The following is a 19405-nucleotide window of genomic DNA, read 5'->3' as shown; positions in this document are numbered from 1 at the left end:
CACAAATGACTTGGGATGAAAAGATCAAAGATTTTGAAATATTTCTTCGTTTCGAAAGAAATTTTTCAGAAAACACTCTCGACGCCTACGTTCGGGACATTAAGAAATTAAAAGATTATGCAAAAGAAGATCTGGCAAACGTCGGTCCAGATTCTATCGGTTACGAAAACCTGCAGGAATACATTTTCAATCTTTCTAAACAGAAATTCAGTGAGAGATCACAAGCAAGATGGATATCCTCCATCAAAGCCTTTTTCAAATTTCTACTTGAGGATGAATACCGTGAAGACAATCCTGCTGCGTTACTTGAAGGCCCTAAACTGGGATTATATCTTCCTGATACCTTAAGCCTGCCTGATATCAACAAAATTATTGCTGCTATTGAAGTCAATACAGATCTTGGAAAAAGAAACCACTGCATCATAGAGGTACTATATGGGTGCGGACTTCGTGTTTCTGAACTGATTGATCTGAAAATCTCCAATATCAACTTTAAAGAGCAATACATCAAGGTAAACGGAAAAGGAAACAAAACCCGTTTTGTTCCTTTGGCTGATTATACTGCTGATTTGCTGGAAAGTTATATCAAAGAGGTACGTTCTAAAGGTAAGATCAATAAGAAATATGAAGACACTCTGTTTTTAAACAGCCGTGGGACCTCTATGTCCAGAGTGATTGTATTTCTTATTATTAAAGAACTTACAGATAAAGCAGGGGTTAACAAAAAAATATCTCCACACACCTTCAGACATTCATTTGCTACGCATTTACTGCAGAATGGAGCAGATCTCCGTTATATTCAGGAAATGTTGGGACATTCCAGTATTACAACAACGGAAATCTATACGCATCTGAAGACGGAAGAATTAAGGGATGTTATTTTGAGTTATCACCCGAGAAATATTAATATTGCTCAATGAAACTATTGAAATATTGCCCAAGCTGTGGCAAAGAGTCCTTACAATGGGATGGCGAAAAGAAATGGAGCTGTCCGGAATGTGGTTTTACTTTGTACAATAATGTGGCAGGCGCCGTGGCGGTTGTCATCAGATGCGGTAACGAAATTTACCTTACCCGAAGAAACAGAGATCCTAAAAAAGGAAAACTTGATCTTGCCGGAGGATTCGTTGACCCTAAAGAAAGTGCAGAGGAAACCTGTAAAAGAGAACTTTTTGAAGAACTTCAGCTTGACATCGATATTTCTAACCTGAAATACCTTACCAGTCTCCCTAACATCTATCAATACAAGGAAATCGATTATAATACCATCGATCTCTTCTATGAGTATAGTGTTTCGGAAAAATTTGAGGTAAACCTTGAGATCTCGGAGATTTCAGAAGCAGTCTGGATTCCTTTACAGGATTTAAATTTAGAAGATATTGCTTTTGATTCTCAGAAGAGGTTTTTCGAGAATTATTTAAAGAAATAATTTTTGTAATATATATTCTCTCGCAGATTTTGCAGATTCAGCAGATGATTGTGATTTTACAATCTTGCTCAGTTGGCAAAATCTGCGAGAGTTTTTTTGCTATAAATTTAATAGGTTTTAGCCTTAAGCATTTCTTCAAAGTACTGAATCAGCAATGCTCTTTCTGCTTCTGAAAGATTGGCTTCTTTATGATAAACAATATAACCCGGCATTGGCATTGCCTTGCTTTGGATAGTCTGAATAGATTTAGTAATCATATTCTTCTTCAAATCCTTATTATAAGTTTCCCAGGTAGAAAAATTAAGGTGCTCCCGGCCTTCATTTACATGGCTTTTTACAGACCATGATACAGGAGCGATAAAAGCATATTTCGGATAAACTGTTTCATTGGAATGGCAGTCATAACATGCATTTTTAAGCAGCGTTCTGATCTTTTCCGGTGTTTTCCTTGCATCAACGAAGTTTGTGGCAGAATCAACCGGCTTATTGGTCCTGTCAATAGGAAAAAACTGAATCAGGGCAAAACCCACTAATATCCAAAATATGATTTTCTTAGCCATTTTTATCTGCTTATTTTGCCGGAGTTAAAACAGCGTTACCGGATTTAAATCCTTTTTTCAGCGGTTCCTTCGTTGTTGCAGGCGTTACAGGCTGCGGAGTTTCTGGTACCGGAATAGAGGTTGAAGCTGGCGCTGGAGCAGTAGAAGTTGATTTAGGGCTATCGAGTGTTCTGGTATCCTTCAGATCCCAATCTTCTCTTGTTTCCCACAATCCTCTTACGATCACTTTTTTATGGAAGATATAGGCATCTTCGGCAAATACATCGTTAGCGAAATCTGCTTCATCCCAGTATTTATTTCCGTTATTATCTACCAGAATTCTTACAATATATTCTGCAGGTCTTAATATATCAAACTTTACCTTATCTCCTTTTATATATTTCTGATAAGCAATTTTGTCCGAAGAATCTATCAGCTGAATCCAATAATTTGCTTCCGGAGCATTTGAAATAGAGAACTCAACACTTCCAAACTGATCTACTTTAGCAACATCAAAGTCGAAACGTTTTGACTGGCTGTTTTTTGCGTAGAATGAAGAGACCGTTTCCTTAGGAACAGTAAGCTCATAGCTTTTTCCCATCACAAAATCAGATTGCACATGGATCTGATAAGGGTTTGTTTCTGAAATTTTAGCTGTAAACGGTATTGTTGTTAAACTATCTCCTTTGATCTTTAACGTCCATTTTGAAGGATCAATCTTATCTACAATATAGTTTGATGCAAGCTTTAAATCTGCTTTTGGTGCGATTGAAGTTCCGTCATTATCGCTCACGACATCCATCGAATTCTTCTTATTATATCTGTAAAATAAAGAAACGTTATAGACACTATCTTTTTTCATGCCTTTATTATGGGTAAACGTGAGTTTTTCATTTGCTGTCTGCCCTACATCATCTTTTACCGCATCAAACCAGATTCTGACAGAGTCGGATTTTGGGTTATGCGTTATTTTGATATCTTTTATTTTCTCATTCAGTGACTGAACCTTTACTTCATCAGGATTACCTTCAAATGTCATTAAAGCCCCTCCTGCGATTTCTTTCATTTCCACATATTTCACTGCTTTTTTGGAAGGATATACTTTTAAATTCAATCCTGAAATAGATTTCTCTACATTTATTGGATCTTTGTGGAACCCAACCTTTTCTTTTCCGGGGTCATACATAGAGTTTCCATTCTCGTCGTCAAAAGCAATAATTTTATATTTTCCAGGGGTCAGATAATTCAATTCATAATATCCATCTTCATCTACCTTTGTAATATAGTAAGGTTTTTTCTTATAATCCATCGTATCTTTTACCTGATACAAACCAACCACAAGCTTATTTTCCGTTGTTGTTCCTGTCTTCTTTTTAATATCCATTGCGTCTTTTACCTCTCCACTGATGTAAAGATCATCCAGTTTGTCTCCGGTAGAAAAAGCAAAATTAAAATACCTCAGTATATTCGATTCGTTATTGTCTACAATAGAGTTTCCGAAATTGAAGTTATAAGTTGTATTGGCCTGAAGTGTATCCGTCCATTGGATCAGCACAAATTTGTTGGCAATATTTGAAGGAAGAATCCTTGTTATCCCTTTAATGGGTGGCGAAATAATCAGGTTCTTATTGATGTCCTTCAATGTCACATATTCATCAAAATCCAGACGGAGCTCGTGAATATCTTTTTTGACATTAATTCTTGTAGTATCAATATTTGAACTTAAAAACCTTGGTGCTAGAGTATCTTTAGGCCCTCCAACAGGAGATCCCACTCTTGCACAAGAATGTACAAGAAAACAGATAACAAATAATAAAAGAAACCTTTTCATGAAAATGTTTAAGCAAAAATAAACATTATTCTCCAAAAACTTCCTGTCCGGAATTTAAAGTATCTTTATTGTCATGCATAACGGTGTGCAGCTTCTCCTTCTGTAAAGGAAAATCCTCAAATAATCCGGATAACGCAAGGGCTGTGTATACTTTGTTTGAATATTTGTTTCCAATAGCTACTATGGTCACTTTAGATTTTAAAAGGTGCGCGAATACAGAGTTTGTCCCATGCCACCAGCCGTTGTGATATGTCAGTTTTTCACCGTTATCAAAAATTTTCATCCTGAATCCTAATCCATAATTATTCATTCCTGCCTTTTCATTGCTGTAAGGGGCGAAAACCATCTCCATCAGTTCCGGTTTCAGAAAGTTTTTTGAAAACATTGCTTTTGAGAAATTGTACAAATCTCTTGGGGTAGTGTATACATTTTTGTCACCATAAATAAGATCCAGCCTGTCTAAAGGATACAATTTATTTCCTCCATAATAGAAAGACTGTGAAGCTGTAGGAATATCTTTTTCCTGAAAGATATACGTGTGGTTCATTTTCAACGGAGTGAAAATCATTTCTTTCATCGCCTGCGGGAAGGGAGTTTTTGTAACTTTTTCAACCAATAAAGCCAATAGAGCAAAATTGGTATTACAGTACATAAACCCTGTATCAGTATCTCTTGCCAGATCAGGTTTGTATTTGATAATCATATTCAATACATCCTGATTCGTAATAAACGGTTTGGAAAGTTCTGCCGGAGCAGGCTGTATTTTGGTAATAAAATATTCGTATTTCGGAAGACCGCTTCTTTGATCCAATAAAGTCTGAACGGTAACATTCGGATATGGAAACCCCGGAAAAAATTGGGTAAGATGATCTGTAAGTTTTATTTTTCCTGCCTCAATAAGTTTCATCATTGCCATTGCTGTTAATGTTTTTGAAACCGAAGCTACATGCAAAGGTGTATTTTTATCAATCGGCATCTGATTGCCTTCTCTTCCAAAACCTCTGTAGTTTTCGTAAAGAATTTCATCTCCTTTAGCAACCAGAATTCCGCCGCTAAGATCTCCTCCGTCCCATATTTTTTTGTAGTACTGGTCTATATAGCTTACTGTTGTCTGCCTGTTCAGAAGCTGTCCATCACCTTTAGTGAAAACATCTCCAAGATCTACGTTTCCATAGTTAGGAAGATTGGTCGTATTTTCCGCTGAAGTCTCTTTGGCTTCAGTCTTTTTTTTACAAGAAAATATTGATAAAAGAACAGTTAGGATAAGTACAAAATTACGCTTCGTCATGAGATTCAAAATGAGCGGCAATTTAATAAAACTCAAAAATAAATAATAAATAAGATAGGCATATTATGAATTATTTAACATAAATGAGAAAAAAAATCGCGAATAGGCAAAATGACCACGATTACCAGAAACGCAAATTTGTTTTCTAAATAGGAGGACCTGCCTGCCCTATAACTCTTCCTCCAAATGTGATGATACTATAAAGATTCAAAATTGCTATCCGGAGTTCATCCTGATTACAATAATAATGATCAATTGTACCGTATTCTGTATACTCTGAAATATTAAATCCTTCTTCAATATCATTATAATAGATGACTCTTCTTCCCATTAATCCTACTACCCAAAAGCCACCGCCTTCCTGCCCGTAATCTTCTTCATCCCATTTCTCAGGATCTATTTTGATTAAATCCCAGAAGTTTAAAAGATTACCATTTAACTCTTTTTCTGTTGAGAAAATCATTTCTAAGATTTCTTCAATAGGTATTGGTGTCCAGATCATGATTACATCGTTTTACTTGTTTGAAAATCTATGAAAAAGCGAGTTCACTTTTTTGCAAACCCGCCTTTTTAGCTTTTTATTTTCTTCGTTTATTAGCCTAACAATGTGAAGCTATAATTTTATCTACAATAAACTGGGCCAGTTTTTCTTTACTCTGATGGGTCCATCCGGCAATATGCGGTGTAACAATTGCTTTTTCAGATTCAAGAAGGTATTTTAAATCTTCATTTTCTGTTTCAATATGCTCAAAAGAAGACTTTTCATACTCCAATACATCCAGACAGGCACCTTTTACCTTTCCTGACCTCAATGCTTCTACTAAACTTTTAGTTTTTACATTTTTCCCTCTTGCCGTATTAACAAAATAGAAGTTGTTTTTCATCTCTGCGATGAAATTTTCGTCAATAAGATAATGCGTTTCCGAAGTCAAAGGAATATGTAAACTTAAAACCTCTGCAGACTGTTTCAATTCTTCCAGTGAAACCTGCGTTGCATATTCATCCGAAAGATCAGGGAGTATATCATGGAAAATCACCTTACATCCGAATCCTGAAAGCCTTTTAGCAGTAGCCTTCCCCATATTTCCATATCCGATAAGCCCCACAGTTTTTCCCAGCAATTCATCTCCTCTGTTTTCTTCACGTTTCCAGATCCCGTTTTTTACTTCCTGAGAAGCAATAAAAAGTCTGTTCATAATCACAAGCAGCATTCCTACCACATGCTCTGCTACAGAGTCTCTGTTTCCTTCCGGAGAATTGATCAGCTGGATTCCCAGCTTTTCAGCAACAGGAATATCTATATTTTCCATTCCAGCTCCTACTCTTGCAATAAATTTCAGATTCTTACCTTTTTCCAGAAAGCTTTTGTCTAACGGAATACGACTTCTGATAATAATCCCGTCGTAATTTCCAATTTTATCACAAACCTCATCATAAGACGATGTAAAATCCTCTTCCAATATAAAATTCTGAGCCAAAAGCTGTTCAGTGATAAGAGGATGATTTTTATCTAAAAGAAGTATTTTCATAGTTTAAACACAAATGACACTAATTTATTTCACAAATAGCACAAATTACAAAGCACCGTTAATCACTCTCTTAACTCCATTTTTAAACTGAAGTGTATTGAAATTGATTAACATACCAAGCTTACAATTACTTAAACGAAGGTAAGTGAGTATCTGTGCCAGATGAATATCATGCAATGATTCTACAGATTTTATTTCCAGTACAAATTTTCTCTCAATCAAAAAGTCAAGTCTATAGCCAACATCCATTTTAATTTCATCATAAACTAATGGCATCGGTTTTTGTCTCTCTACAAGAATATCATGTTTATTTAATTCATAAAACAGGCATTCTTCATAAGCACTTTCCAAAAGTCCTGGTCCCAGAGACTTATGAACTATATACCCTGCTTCATAAACAATTTTTGATATATCATTTTCTGAAATATCCATTTTGATTATTTTTTTTCATCTGGCTGAGCACAAACCATTTGTGAAAATTTGTGCCAACCATTTGTGTTTTTTGTGTTTTATTTCTTGTCTTTCTTAGGCTCCTGTGGTTCCTGGAATAACTTTTTAAGTTCTACAGATTCCAAAGGTTTCATTCTTCCGGAAAGAATTAATGAAAGTTCTTTTCTACGGAATGCTGCAGCAAATCTTTCTTTCTCTTCTTCTGTTTCAGGAATCATTTCCGGAATAGGAATCGGACGGTTGAATTCATCTACAGCAACGAAGGTATAAATACCGGCATTGGTGTGAATTTTCTTCTGATTGATAGGGTCATCCAACCATACATCCACATATACTTCCATAGAAGTAGAGAATGCTCTGGAAACTTTAGATTCCAATACCACTACTCCGCCTTCCGGAATCGGATGATTGAAAGATACGTGGTTTACAGAAGCTGTTACTACTCTTCTTTCGCAGTGTCTTGCTGCAGAAATAGACGCACAACGGTCCATTTTCGCTAAAAGTTCACCTCCAAAAAGATTTCTTAAAGAATTGGTTTCGTTCGGAAGAACGATATTGGTCATAATGGTCAGAGATTCTGACGCTTTTTTTATTTTTGCCATCTAGTCTTAGTGTTGTTTGGAACGGCCGGAGCTTGTTTTACTCCTTTTCCGACAGGTTTTAATGAATCTTTTTTCAAAGAATCTGAAACGGATGTTTCCGGGGTGTGTACCATCACCTTAATTGTATCTTTTACAATTCTGTGGGTAGAGGTCTGTACAGAAACCTTATTGAAAGACTTCTTACCAAAAAGAAGTTCCTGCTGGGTAAATGCAAGGTATAAAATCCCCAAAACCGGAATAATCAAAAGAAAGGCCCAGAGAATAGTCTTTCTGAATTTAAAATCTTTTTCGCGATTAACTGAAGGGTTAACCTTTTCTCCATTATTGATATCTGAAAATCTGATCTCTTCCAGTCCATAAAAGTCCGGACGTCCTGATTCTATTCTTTTGCCTTTGAAGTGGGTATGTCCTTCTTCAATGAAGACTGTTCCAAGGTTTTGAATTTCAAGAACCTGTTCGGCCTGAAGTTTCTTCTTCCAAAAATCTGTCTGGATCTTCAGATCACTTCTTGAAGCTTCTAAGGACATCTGCTTCTGTCCTGCAATAAAAGCAGTAAGATCTTCAGCCTGCACCTCGTAGTCTATTGTAAATTCAATCTGACTGGCTGGAGGTAAGATGCTCCCGTTTTCGGAATTGATAATTGCCTTAGAATTTTTCAGTGAAAACACCCCAAAGCCTGGAACCGTGGCAGTTCCAAATTGTTTTAAGTATTCTAAAATGTATGCTGAAATATTCATTTGGCAGCAAATTTATAACTTTTTCATGACTTTTTAAGATATTTAACCTATATAAAAAAAGACTGCCGAAACAGTCTTTTGATTATTCTGTATCAAAACAGGAATACGGGTATTTAAACTTCTTTTTTTAAGCTTAACAATTATAATGAAATGAGTAAAAGGGCAGAATTACAAATTCACTTATTTGCTTCCCTTACCTTCTCATTAATGAATCTTCCAGCTCACTCCAAACATAAAGTTGGTTCCTGCCTGTGAAAAATAATACGGCTGTCCTTCATAAACAGATCCGTTGTTGACATATTTTTTGTTGAACAGGTTATTCACCAATAGTTTTAATGCAACTTCATTATTAGCAATTTTAAACTGATACTGAGCATTGAAATCTGTCAGGAAATAATCTTTAAGCTGCAGGTTCGCATCTTCCGTATTGTCCAGGTATTGTTTTCCTACATATTGATTCATTAAAGCAAACTGAAAGTTCTTTGTAGGATTAAATTTCAGTCCTAAATTGGCAATCACGTTCGGGGAGAATGAAATCTGTGTATTTCCAAGGCTTTTGGGAACATCTCCATTCTGAATATTGAAATCCTGGTTTCTGCTCTGGCTTAAGGTTACATTTCCTGAAACTTCCCATTGTTTGGATAATTTTGCCAAAGCACCAAGTTCCACTCCTCTTCTGTAGCTCTTCCCGGAATTGGTTCTGATGAATGCTCCTACATTATTAAGTTCTCCATTCAAAACCAATTGGTTCACATAATACATATAATAAACATTGGCAGTAAATGATACAATCCCGAACTGTTTTTCAAAACCAGCTTCAACGTCGTGAAGTTTTTCAGCTTTAACGTCGTTATTAGCCATCAGATCATCCCTGTTTGGCTCACGGTGGGCATGAGCATATGACAGGAATACTTTACCACCTTCAATTCTGTAATTTACTCCGGCTTTTGGATTAAAAAACAGCCAGTTTTTGCTTAAATCTGCTCCTTCACCATCACCTGCCATCAGGATTTTGGTGTTATAGTTGATTTTTCTAAGTTGTAAATCACCAAAAAACTCAAAGTTCTCTACTCTGAACAAAGCCTTTGCAAAACCGGATACTTCATTCTTTATCGAGCGGCTTCTGTAGTACTCACTTTCATCAATCTGAGGAAAAAATACACCGGTAACATTTCCGTAGTGTCTTCCGTAATATTGGTTGGCTACTACCCCAACGTTCAAATCTAAGTTTTCAAACTTCCCATAAAGCGTTGAAACCATTCCATAGAAATCATTATTCAGCCATTTTTTTCTGATGAAATCTGAAGATTTTATAATTTGTCCACCTTCTGTTATATCCGGCAGATTATATCTTGAAAAAGGATCTCCCTGCTTATAATTTTCGTAATATCCTTTTCCTTTGGTATAGTGAAAAGTAGTTTCAAGATTCCATCGGTCACTGAATTTCTGTTCCCAAAGCAGCTGATAGTGGTTCTGTCTGTAATTGTCTGTTTCGTTGTTATAGAAACTTACGATATTCTCCCAATTGGCATCATAAATTGCTCCTGAAACATTAAACTTAGGATCCGTTTCCCACGTTTTATGATCAATACCGTTCCATGCCTGATACGTTTTCTCTTTTCCACCAAAAGCCATTAAGCGTAACTTGGTATTCCCTTCTTCAAATAAGGCCGTAAAATTATAGGAATGTAAGTTTGATGAAGCCCTGTCAATATATCCGTCAGAGTGAATATGAGTATATCTTCCCATTACGGAAAGACGGTTTTTCCAGAACTTACCGGAACCTATCTCAGCAGAATATTTATAGGTATTAAATGAGCCATAGCTGTCATCTGTTTTAAAATAAAATTTGTCTTCAGGATCTTTAGAAATCACATTGATACTTGCTCCGAAAGCAGAAACACCGTTATTGGAGGTTCCCACCCCTCTTTGAATGACAATCTGTGAAGCAGAACTTGTTAAATCCGGAACATTGACAAAAAATGTTCCCTGGCTTTCAGAATCATTGTATGGAACCCCATTCATCATTACATTAATCCCGCTTCCTGAAACTCCACGGATTCTAAAGCCGGTGTATCCTACCCCATTTCCCGCATCTGAAGTAGAAATAATAGAGGTTTGATTTTTTAAAAGAATAGGAAGATCCTGTCCTAAATTTTTCCCGTCTAAATCTTTCTGTACATTGATGATTTCCTTCGCTACCGGAAGTCTTTTGGTAAAATTGACCGCTTCAATTTCTCTGATTTTCAGAGAATCTTTATTTTGGGCCTGCATAAAAGCCACAGAGGCTACACTAAGCCCTAAAAAAAATAATCCTTTCATTCTATAAATCTTTGACATTTAATGAATAAAAGGGGATCGATAAGATATTATACAATTCAGCGCCTGATGAAGACGCATCCCTAAACAGCATTACCTGTTCCAGGTTCATTGGGTATAATCTCAGCCTGTTAAAGCACCCCTTTATTTCAGCCGCAAAATTACAAAAAATATATGAATTGAGATTCGGGGTGCGAGGTACGGGGTTTTGAGTTACAGGATAGGAAAAAGCAGAATGAAAAATAAGAGTTATTAGATGAATCATTCATCATTTATAATTTATAATTCTTTAGTAGGTTTTATTATCCGCATCAACATAATAGTAACTTTTTCCATCTTTGGAGACTTCAAACATCTTCCCCAGCTTCCAGCTGAAGTTTCTCTTAATATTAGCATACTCAAAAGGAATAATAATCTTATTGTTAACGTCAATAACTCCAAATTTATCATTATTGGAAGCAACAATCATTGGATTGGCTACATCATCTCCTTCCATAATGTACAAATACTGATATTGAGGATAAATCTGGAACTGCCTGTAATCTGCGGCATTGACAAATTTTGATTTTTCTATGATTCCGTAAAAGCCGTTCATAGTATAAGCCTGAAACAGCTGCTGCTTGTACTCTTCAAATTTACATTTTCCAAAATCTGCATCTTTGAATTGGTATACCCTCTTCCCAGACTGGTCTATCCTGTAAGAAATCATATCTTTTTCTACTGTAGCATAGTTTTTTGTTCCAAATTTCCTGACTTTTTCATTAGGCGAATTCAAAAGATTACAGTCTTCATAAAAAAATACGGCAATATGATATTCCGGCTGAATTATAAATTTTCCATTCTGGTTGACATACCCGAAATGATCTCCTTTCTTCTTAGGAATCAAAACCGGAAGATCTTTATTGATTACTACTAAATCAGGATTAGGCTTATTGGCTGCAGGCCCTTTATTAACTGTAGTTTTCACACCTTTCTTCGTCGTTATTTTCTTCACAGATTTAGTCTGTGAAAAAACAAAAACCGAAGTAAAAATGCATAAAACGTTAAGGATATTTTTCATATTCGCCATATGTCTACAAAAATATGACCAAAAATAGATATTATAAAATTCATATTTATAAAGAATCTAAATAATTTCGTTTCTATAAAATATTAAAAATTCGTAATTTTGGGAACATTTTGAATTGTTTGATAATTTTAAAAAACTTTTAAAAAAGTGTAGATTATGCTGACTTTATTCGGTTAATGTTGCATCAAAATGCGAGAACTCAAAATGTCATTAACTGTATTTGTACAGACCGGTAAAGAAGAAGCAGGCCTACCTTTAATGTTGAAAGACCTTCTATTATGAATATTTATAAGGATTACATCAAAGAGATTGAAGAAAGAAAAACCCAGGGGCTTCATCCAAAGCCAATTGACAGTGCTGAATTACTAAGCGAAATCATTACACAGATTAAAGATTCAGGTAATGCAGACCGATCGGATTCTCTTAAATTTTTCATTTATAACACGCTACCCGGAACTACAAGTGCAGCGGGAGTGAAAGCAAAATTTTTAAAAGAAATTATTCTGGGTGAATCCATAGTAGAAGAAATTTCTCAGGCATATGCTTTTGAACTATTATCTCACATGAAAGGCGGACCTTCTATTGAAGTATTGCTTGATCTTGCTTTAGGTAATGACACTGCTATTGCTAAAGAAGCTGCTGCTGTTCTTAAAACACAGGTTTTCCTTTATGAGGCGGATACTAACCGTCTGAAAGAAGCTTTCAACAGCGGTAACGAAATTGCACAAGAAATCATCGAAAGCTATGCAAAAGCTGAATTCTTTACGAAGCTGCCGGAAGTTGCTGAAGAAATTAAAGTAGTAACATTCATTGCTGGTGAAGGAGATATCTCTACAGATTTACTTTCTCCGGGTAATCAGGCACACTCAAGATCAGACCGTGAACTTCATGGTAAATGTATGATCACTCCTCAGGCTCAGGAAGAAATTAAAGCTTTGCAGGCACAACATCCTGATGCAAGCGTTATGCTTATCGCTGAAAAAGGAACAATGGGTGTAGGTTCATCAAGAATGTCAGGAGTAAATAACGTTGCTCTTTGGACAGGAAAACAGGCTAGCCCATATGTACCATTCGTAAACATCGCTCCAATTGTAGGAGGAACAAACGGTATTTCACCAATCTTCCTTACAACAGTTGACGTTACCGGAGGTATTGGTGTTGACCTTAAAAACTGGGTAAAGAAAGTTGACGAAAACGGTAACCCAATTCGTAACGCAAATGGAGACATCGTTCTTGAAGAGGCATATTCAGTAGCAACAGGAACTGTTCTAACAATCAATACAAAAGAAAAGAAATTATATAACGGCGATAAAGAACTTATCGACCTTACCAAATCTTTCACTCCGCAAAAGATGGAATTCATCAAAGCGGGCGGATCTTACGCTATCGTATTTGGTAAAAAACTACAGACATTTGCAGCTCAGCTTTTAGGAGTTGAAGCACCTGCTGTTTTTGCTCCGTCAAAAGAAATCTCTCACGAAGGACAAGGACTTACTGCTGTAGAAAAGATTTTCAACAGAAATGCTGTTGGAACTACTCCTGGAAAAGTATTACACGCTGGTTCTGACGTTCGTGTACAGGTAAATATTGTTGGATCTCAGGATACAACAGGTCTTATGACTTCTCAGGAACTTGAATCCATGGCAGCAACGGTGATTTCTCCAATTGTTGATGGTGCTTACCAGTCAGGATGTCATACCGCTTCAGTTTGGGACAAAAAAGCTCAGGCTAACATTCCGAAGCTAATGAAATTCATGAACGAGTTCGGTTTGATTACAGCCCGTGACCCGAAAGGTGAATACCACGCGATGACTGACGTTATCCACAAAGTTCTTAACGATATCACTGTAGACGAGTGGGCCATCATCATCGGAGGTGACTCTCACACAAGAATGTCTAAAGGAGTAGCTTTCGGAGCTGACTCAGGAACTGTTGCTCTTGCATTAGCTACAGGTGAAGCATCAATGCCAATCCCGGAATCTGTAAAAGTAACATTCAAAGGAAACATGAAAGAACACATGGATTTCCGTGATGTGGTTCATGCAACTCAGGCTCAGATGCTGAAGCAGTTTGGAGGAGAAAATGTATTCCAGGGTAGAATCATTGAGGTTCACATCGGAACACTTCCTGCTGACCAGGCCTTTACCTTTACAGACTGGACTGCTGAGATGAAAGCAAAAGCTTCTATCAACATTTCTGAAGATAATACCTTGATTGAATCACTGGAAATTGCAAAAGGCAGAATCCAGATCATGATTGACAAGGGTATGGATAACCATAATAAAGTTCTTCAGGGCCTAATTGACAAAGCAAACAAGAGAATTGCAGAGATCAGATCAGGAGAAAAGCCTGCTTTGACTCCGGATTCAAACGCTAAATATTACGCTGAAGTAGTAGTAGATCTTGACGTAATTGTTGAACCAATGATTGCTGACCCGGATGTAAACAACGACGATGTATCTAAAAGATATACTCACGACACCATCAGAGATCTTTCTTATTATGGAGGTGAGAAAAAAGTAGACCTTGGTTTCGTAGGATCTTGTATGGTTCACAAAGGAGACCTTAAGATTGTTTCTCAGATGCTTAGAAACATTGAAAAACAACAAGGAAAGGTAGAATTTAGTGCTCCTCTTGTAGTAGCAGCTCCTACTTACAACATTATTGATGAATTAAAGGCAGAAGGAGACTGGGAATTACTAGAAAAATATTCAGCTTTTGAATTTGATGATAATGCTCCAAAAGGAGAAGCTCGTGTTGAATATAAAAACGTAATGTATCTGGAGCGTCCTGGATGTAACCTTTGTATGGGTAACCAGGAAAAAGCAGCTAAAGGAGATACTGTTTTAGCTACTTCTACCCGTCTTTTCCAGGGAAGAGTAGTGGAAGATTCTGAACGTAAAAAAGGAGAATCTCTTCTTGCTTCAACTCCGGTTGTTGTTCTTTCTGCGATTATCGGAAGAATTCCTAGCATTGATGAGTATAAAGCTGCAGTTGAAGGGATTGATCTTACCACTTTTGTACCTTCTATTAAAGAATTGACTAGCACAAGTGCTCACTAAGAGATTAATGAATTAGTCGTAAGACTATTAGAAATTATATAATTGGAAGATTTTGATCCTTAAAGATTTAAAATCTTCCAATTTTTTGTTTAGAACGTTTCTATTTTAAGATAGTTACGTTTTTTTTTCGATAAAATCCGGAAAATAAATTCTAATTTTTCTTAAATTGAAAGTTATAAAATCTATTGATTTTGGAATCAAAAACACCCCTGTTTATGGATTATAGGAACGTTTTTTGATATATAAAAAAGTGATTTTTCTTTTTCAGACAGTAGAAAAAGAAGCATTAACGGAAAAAGAACAAAACTAAATTAAGATATGACTTTTGATATTGATATGATCAAAAAGGTGTATGAGCGTTACCCGGAAAGAATTGCTGCGGCAAGACAAACTGTAGGAAAACCTCTTACCCTTTCAGAAAAAATCCTTTACACCCACCTTTGGGAAGGAAATGCTACACAGGCTTATGAAAGAGGAAACTCTTATGTAGACTTTGCACCAGACCGAGTAGCAATGCAGGATGCCACTGCACAGATGGCCCTTTTACAGTTCATGCAGGCAGGAAAAACTAAAGTAGCTGTTCCTTCCACTGCCCATGCTGATCACTTGATCCAGGCGAAAGTAGGTGCTGACAAAGACTTACAGGAAGGGATCAACAAAAACTCTGAGGTATTCAACTTCCTTAGTTCTGTATGTGATAAATACGGAATCGGATTCTGGAAACCGGGAGCAGGTATCATTCACCAGGTTGTACTGGAAAATTATGCCTTCCCTGGAGGAATGATGATCGGTACCGACTCTCACACGGTAAATGCAGGAGGACTGGGAATGGTAGCAATCGGTGTAGGAGGTGCTGATGCAGTAGATGTAATGGCAGGAATGGCATGGGAACTTAAAATGCCTAAACTTATCGGAGTAAAATTAACCGGTAAAATGAGCGGATGGACTTCTGCAAAAGATGTTATCTTAAAAGTAGCAGGAATCCTTACTGTAAAAGGAGGAACAGGATGCATCGTAGAATATTTCGGTGAAGGTGCTGAATCCCTTTCCGCTACAGGTAAAGGAACTATCTGCAACATGGGTGCTGAAATCGGAGCTACAACTTCTACTTTCGGATATGATGATTCTATGAGAAGATATCTTTCCGCTACAGGAAGACAGGATGTAGTAGATGCTGCTGATAAAATCGCTGAACACTTAACAGGTGATGCTGAAGTATATGCTAACCCTGAACAATATTTCGACCAATTAATAGAAATTAACCTTTCTGAACTGACTCCACACTTAAACGGACCTTTCACTCCGGACTTGGCGACTCCGGTTGCTGAATTCAGATCTAAAGCTGAAGCTAACGGATGGCCTTTAGAAGTTGAGTGGGCTCTTATCGGTTCTTGTACCAACTCTTCTTATGAAGATTTATCAAGAGCTGCTTCTATCGTAGAAGATGCAGTATCAAAAGGAGTAAAACCTAAAGCTATATTAGGAATCAACCCTGGTTCTGAGCAGGTAAAATTCACAGCAGAAAGAGATGGTTTCTTAGATTCTTTCAGAAAATTTGAAAACGCAAGAATCTTTACTAATGCTTGTGGACCATGTATCGGACAATGGGATAGAGAAGGCGCTGAAAAAGGAGAGAAAAACTCTATTATTCACTCTTTCAACAGAAACTTCGCCAAAAGAGCTGACGGTAACCCAAATACCCACGCATTCGTAGCTTCTCCTGAAATGGTAGCTGCTGTGGCGATCTCAGGTAGACTAGACTTCAACCCGATTACAGATACATTAACTAACGAAGCAGGTGAACAGGTAAAACTTGACGAGCCTAAAGGTTATGAACTTCCTTCAAAAGGATTCGCGGTAGACGATAACGGATATCAGGCTCCATCTGAAGATGGTTCAAGCGTTGTTGTGAACGTAAGCCCTACTTCAGACAGACTTCAGTTATTAGAAGAATTCCCGGCTTGGGATGGTAAAAACATTGAAGGCGCTAAAGTATTGATCAAAGCTTTCGGAAAATGTACTACTGACCACATTTCTATGGCTGGACCATGGTTGAAATACAGAGGTCACTTAGACAATATTTCAAACAACATGTTGATTGGGGCTGTAAATGCTTACAATATGGAAACCAATAAAGTTAAAAATGAATTAACCGGTGAATACGGTGAAGTTCCGGCTGTGCAAAGAGCTTACAAAGCGGCAGGCGTTCCAACAATCGTTGTGGGAGACCAGAACTATGGTGAGGGTTCTTCAAGAGAGCACGCTGCCATGGAGCCTAGACATCTGGGTGTAAAAGCAGTATTGGTAAAATCATTTGCGAGAATCCATGAAACCAACCTTAAAAAACAAGGAATGCTTGGAATCACTTTCGCTAATGAAGCTGATTATGATAAAATCCAGGAAGATGACACTGTTAACTTCTTAGATCTTGATCAGTTTGCTCCAGGAAAACAATTGACTTTAGAATTCGTTCATGCTGACGGAACTAAAGACATCATCATGGCCAACCACACTTACAACGATCAGCAGATTGATTGGTTTAAGGCTGGTTCTGCTCTGAACCTGATCAAACAACAGGAAAAATAAGATTAATTGTTAGATTAATTAATATAAAGACGGCTTCAATTGAAGTCGTCTTTTTTTATTTTAACCGTATTAAAATTTTCTTTGCTGAACTTTGGTAAATGTTCCAAACCTTACAGGTTTCTAAAACCTGTAAGGTTTAACTCTCAAATTAATATCATGATATTCTATCACTTTAATCTATCAAGAAGACCTGCTCTATAACTTTCTCCTATAGGAATCTCATATTCAGGAAGAATCACTTTTTTAGCTCCAATACTTTTGACTTTATCCAGGTTGACAATGAAAGATTTATGAATCCGTACAAACCTTTCAGAAAGTTGATTTTCCATTGATTTAAGAGTATCCAGAACAATAAACTCATCGTTTTCCGTCCGGATATTAATATAATCTTTGATACTTTCCACGTAAAGGATCTCGTGAAAGCAGATACGATGCCTCTGCCCGGAGGATTTCACAAAGAAATGGGTATTTTCCTCCTGTGGAAAAGAAAACCGCTCCTGAACCTTTAATACACTCTTTTGAAATCTTTCAAAGGAAATAGGTTTTAAAAGGTAATCCACAACATTATGTTCATATCCTTCCAGAGCATATTCTGAATAGGCTGTTGTCAGAATATACTTTTGATCAGGCCCAACAATCTTCATAAAATTGATTCCTGTAAGCTCAGGCATCTGAATATCCAGAAAGATGAGGTCGGAATCATTTTTCTGAAGATATTCTAAAGCAAGAATTGGGTTTTCTGTAGAAAAAACCAGTTCAAGAAAAGAGATTTTTTCTACATAATGTTCAAGAAGAGAGATTGCCAGTGGCTCATCATCCACAATGATGCATTTGATCTTATTCATCCCGTAATTCAATTTTTAAATCTACAATAAATTCTGTTTCTGAATCACGGATCTCAAGCTGATGTTTAGGATATAATATTTCCAGCCTTTTTTTTACATTCTGGATTCCTATTCCTGAAACGGTATCTTTCATTTTATGTGTTTTAAAATTTAAAAGATAAAAATGCAGCACCTTATCATGATCTGAAATTTTCATTTCAAAACCTTTATCCCGGAAATCACCATGTTTGAAAGCATTCTCAACAAAAGGAACCAACAGCATCGGTGAAATTTTAAGCTGTGGGTGCTGAATATCTTTTTCGATACTCAACAGTTCAGGATTTCTGATTCTAAGCTTTTCCAGTGCAATTAAACTGTTAATATATCCAATTTCTTTATCCAGAGAAATTGAGTCTTTTTCAAGATCTTTTGTGCTGTACCTCAGCAATTGCCCAAGTTCTTCAATGGCAGGAAGTGCTTTATCCGATTTTTGATACACCAGGGAATAGATATTATTTAATGAATTAAAAATAAAATGAGGATTGATCTGGGTTTTCAACGCCTGAAGTTCTGCCTGTTTTTTTTCAATCAGAAGTTGCTTTTTATCATTTTCGGCAACACCATATTTCTCTACGATCCACAAAATTCCTGCAATGAAAACGGTCAATGATGCATTGTAGATATTATCTGTCAAATAATATAAAAGTCCGGTATCTTTATTATAATTTCTGAATCCAAGAGTAATAGGAAGCAGCACTTCTTCAATTCCATACCGAATGACACCAAAACTTAAAATAGAGATCAAAAAAACTAAAACAGCAGAATAAAGTTTCTCCAGATTTAATACTTTCGGAATAATAACCAGATACAAAAGATAAAAAGTAGAAATTTCAGTAATAAAATAAGTAAAATTCAGCACATACGTTTCAAATCCTCTTCGCTCAGGAAAAAAGAAATAAGGGGTGATATTGTTTCCTATAAAATTGAAACTCCAATAAAAAATCTGAAGCCAGATAATTTGCTTTTTATTCATATTCAAATATAAATCTCTGTGGGGATAATTCATCAACCCTTTTCGATAAAAACCTGTTTTTTTCCGACGAAACTATTTTTACATGCATAATCCTGGGCTTCGTCTAA

16 protein-coding genes are annotated in these 19405 nt (G+C 36.5%); 4 read left to right on the top strand and 12 right to left on the bottom strand.

All coding sequences use genetic code 11. The features are described 5' to 3' along the window. Positions 1–5 precede the first annotated feature (5 nt). Entirely contained in the window at positions 6–920 is a 915-nt protein-coding gene (gene xerD, locus SFA27_RS01465; RefSeq protein WP_047377362.1) for a site-specific tyrosine recombinase XerD, read from the top strand. Further along, positions 917–1429 (top strand): NUDIX domain-containing protein, encoded by a 513-nt coding sequence (locus SFA27_RS01460; RefSeq protein WP_047377361.1) that lies wholly within the window; start codon positions 917–919, stop codon positions 1427–1429. Before xerD ends, SFA27_RS01460 begins: the two co-directional genes overlap by 4 nt. Before the next feature lie 107 nt (positions 1430–1536). On the opposite strand, the gene SFA27_RS01455 is transcribed toward SFA27_RS01460, so the two are convergent. From SFA27_RS01455 to SFA27_RS01410, 10 genes are all read right to left on the bottom strand, one after another. Continuing rightward, a complete protein-coding gene (locus tag SFA27_RS01455) occupies positions 1537–1995 on the bottom strand; it encodes a heme-binding domain-containing protein (RefSeq protein WP_185097836.1) in 459 nt (152 codons plus the stop codon). Between the two features lie 4 nt (positions 1996–1999). Then, positions 2000–3799 carry an Ig-like domain-containing protein gene (locus SFA27_RS01450; protein WP_407295687.1) on the bottom strand — a complete coding sequence of 600 codons (1800 nt, stop codon included), beginning with the start codon at positions 3797–3799 and terminating at the stop codon, positions 2000–2002. Between the two features lie 25 nt (positions 3800–3824). Then, positions 3825–5087, bottom strand: coding sequence for a serine hydrolase (locus tag SFA27_RS01445; RefSeq protein ID WP_264519249.1), 1263 nt, complete (start codon positions 5085–5087; stop codon positions 3825–3827). A 145-nt stretch (positions 5088–5232) separates the two neighbouring features. Further along, positions 5233–5589, bottom strand: a complete 357-nt coding sequence (locus SFA27_RS01440; RefSeq protein ID WP_407295684.1) for a hypothetical protein — start codon at positions 5587–5589, stop codon at positions 5233–5235. Positions 5590–5686: 97 nt separating this feature from the next. Beyond that, positions 5687–6616, bottom strand: a complete 930-nt coding sequence (locus SFA27_RS01435) for a 2-hydroxyacid dehydrogenase (protein WP_407295681.1) — start codon at positions 6614–6616, stop codon at positions 5687–5689. A gap of 45 nt (positions 6617–6661) precedes the next feature. Then, the gene (locus tag SFA27_RS01430) at positions 6662–7048 is read right to left on the bottom strand and encodes a GxxExxY protein (RefSeq protein ID WP_319800599.1); all 387 of its coding nucleotides are present in this window, start codon (positions 7046–7048) and stop codon (positions 6662–6664) included. A gap of 77 nt (positions 7049–7125) precedes the next feature. Next, positions 7126–7668 (bottom strand): acyl-CoA thioesterase, encoded by a 543-nt coding sequence (locus SFA27_RS01425; RefSeq protein ID WP_047377356.1) that lies wholly within the window; start codon positions 7666–7668, stop codon positions 7126–7128. Beyond that, positions 7656–8405, bottom strand: coding sequence for a hypothetical protein (locus SFA27_RS01420; protein ID WP_047377355.1), 750 nt, complete (start codon positions 8403–8405; stop codon positions 7656–7658). Before SFA27_RS01420 ends, SFA27_RS01425 begins: the two co-directional genes overlap by 13 nt. 204 nt (positions 8406–8609) lie before the next feature. Further along, positions 8610–10727 carry a TonB-dependent receptor gene (locus SFA27_RS01415; protein ID WP_407295677.1) on the bottom strand — a complete coding sequence of 706 codons (2118 nt, stop codon included), beginning with the start codon at positions 10725–10727 and terminating at the stop codon, positions 8610–8612. A gap of 286 nt (positions 10728–11013) precedes the next feature. Beyond that, the gene (locus SFA27_RS01410) at positions 11014–11718 is read right to left on the bottom strand and encodes a WG repeat-containing protein (protein ID WP_407295675.1); all 705 of its coding nucleotides are present in this window, start codon (positions 11716–11718) and stop codon (positions 11014–11016) included. A 353-nt stretch (positions 11719–12071) separates the two neighbouring features. Here SFA27_RS01410 and SFA27_RS01405 point away from each other — a divergent pair, with 353 nt between their 5' ends. Both SFA27_RS01405 and SFA27_RS01400 read left to right on the top strand, forming a co-directional pair. Continuing rightward, positions 12072–14855 carry a bifunctional aconitate hydratase 2/2-methylisocitrate dehydratase gene (locus tag SFA27_RS01405; protein WP_047377352.1) on the top strand — a complete coding sequence of 928 codons (2784 nt, stop codon included), beginning with the start codon at positions 12072–12074 and terminating at the stop codon, positions 14853–14855. A gap of 318 nt (positions 14856–15173) precedes the next feature. Continuing rightward, entirely contained in the window at positions 15174–17441 is a 2268-nt protein-coding gene (locus tag SFA27_RS01400) for an aconitate hydratase (protein ID WP_264519253.1), read from the top strand. Positions 17442–17608: 167 nt separating this feature from the next. Here SFA27_RS01400 and SFA27_RS01395 read toward each other — a convergent pair whose 3' ends face one another. Both SFA27_RS01395 and SFA27_RS01390 read right to left on the bottom strand, forming a co-directional pair. Beyond that, the gene (locus SFA27_RS01395; protein WP_407295673.1) at positions 17609–18286 is read right to left on the bottom strand and encodes a LytR/AlgR family response regulator transcription factor; all 678 of its coding nucleotides are present in this window, start codon (positions 18284–18286) and stop codon (positions 17609–17611) included. Then, positions 18279–19298 carry a sensor histidine kinase gene (locus tag SFA27_RS01390; protein ID WP_407295670.1) on the bottom strand — a complete coding sequence of 340 codons (1020 nt, stop codon included), beginning with the start codon at positions 19296–19298 and terminating at the stop codon, positions 18279–18281. Before SFA27_RS01390 ends, SFA27_RS01395 begins: the two co-directional genes overlap by 8 nt. Positions 19299–19405 lie beyond the last annotated feature (107 nt).

Source organism: Chryseobacterium sp. HR92 (assembly GCF_045689405.1).
Classification (GTDB): Bacteria; Bacteroidota; Bacteroidia; order Flavobacteriales; family Weeksellaceae; genus Chryseobacterium; species Chryseobacterium viscerum_A.
Note: the sequence above shows the minus strand (reverse complement) of the source record. Positions and strands in the feature narration are given on the sequence as shown.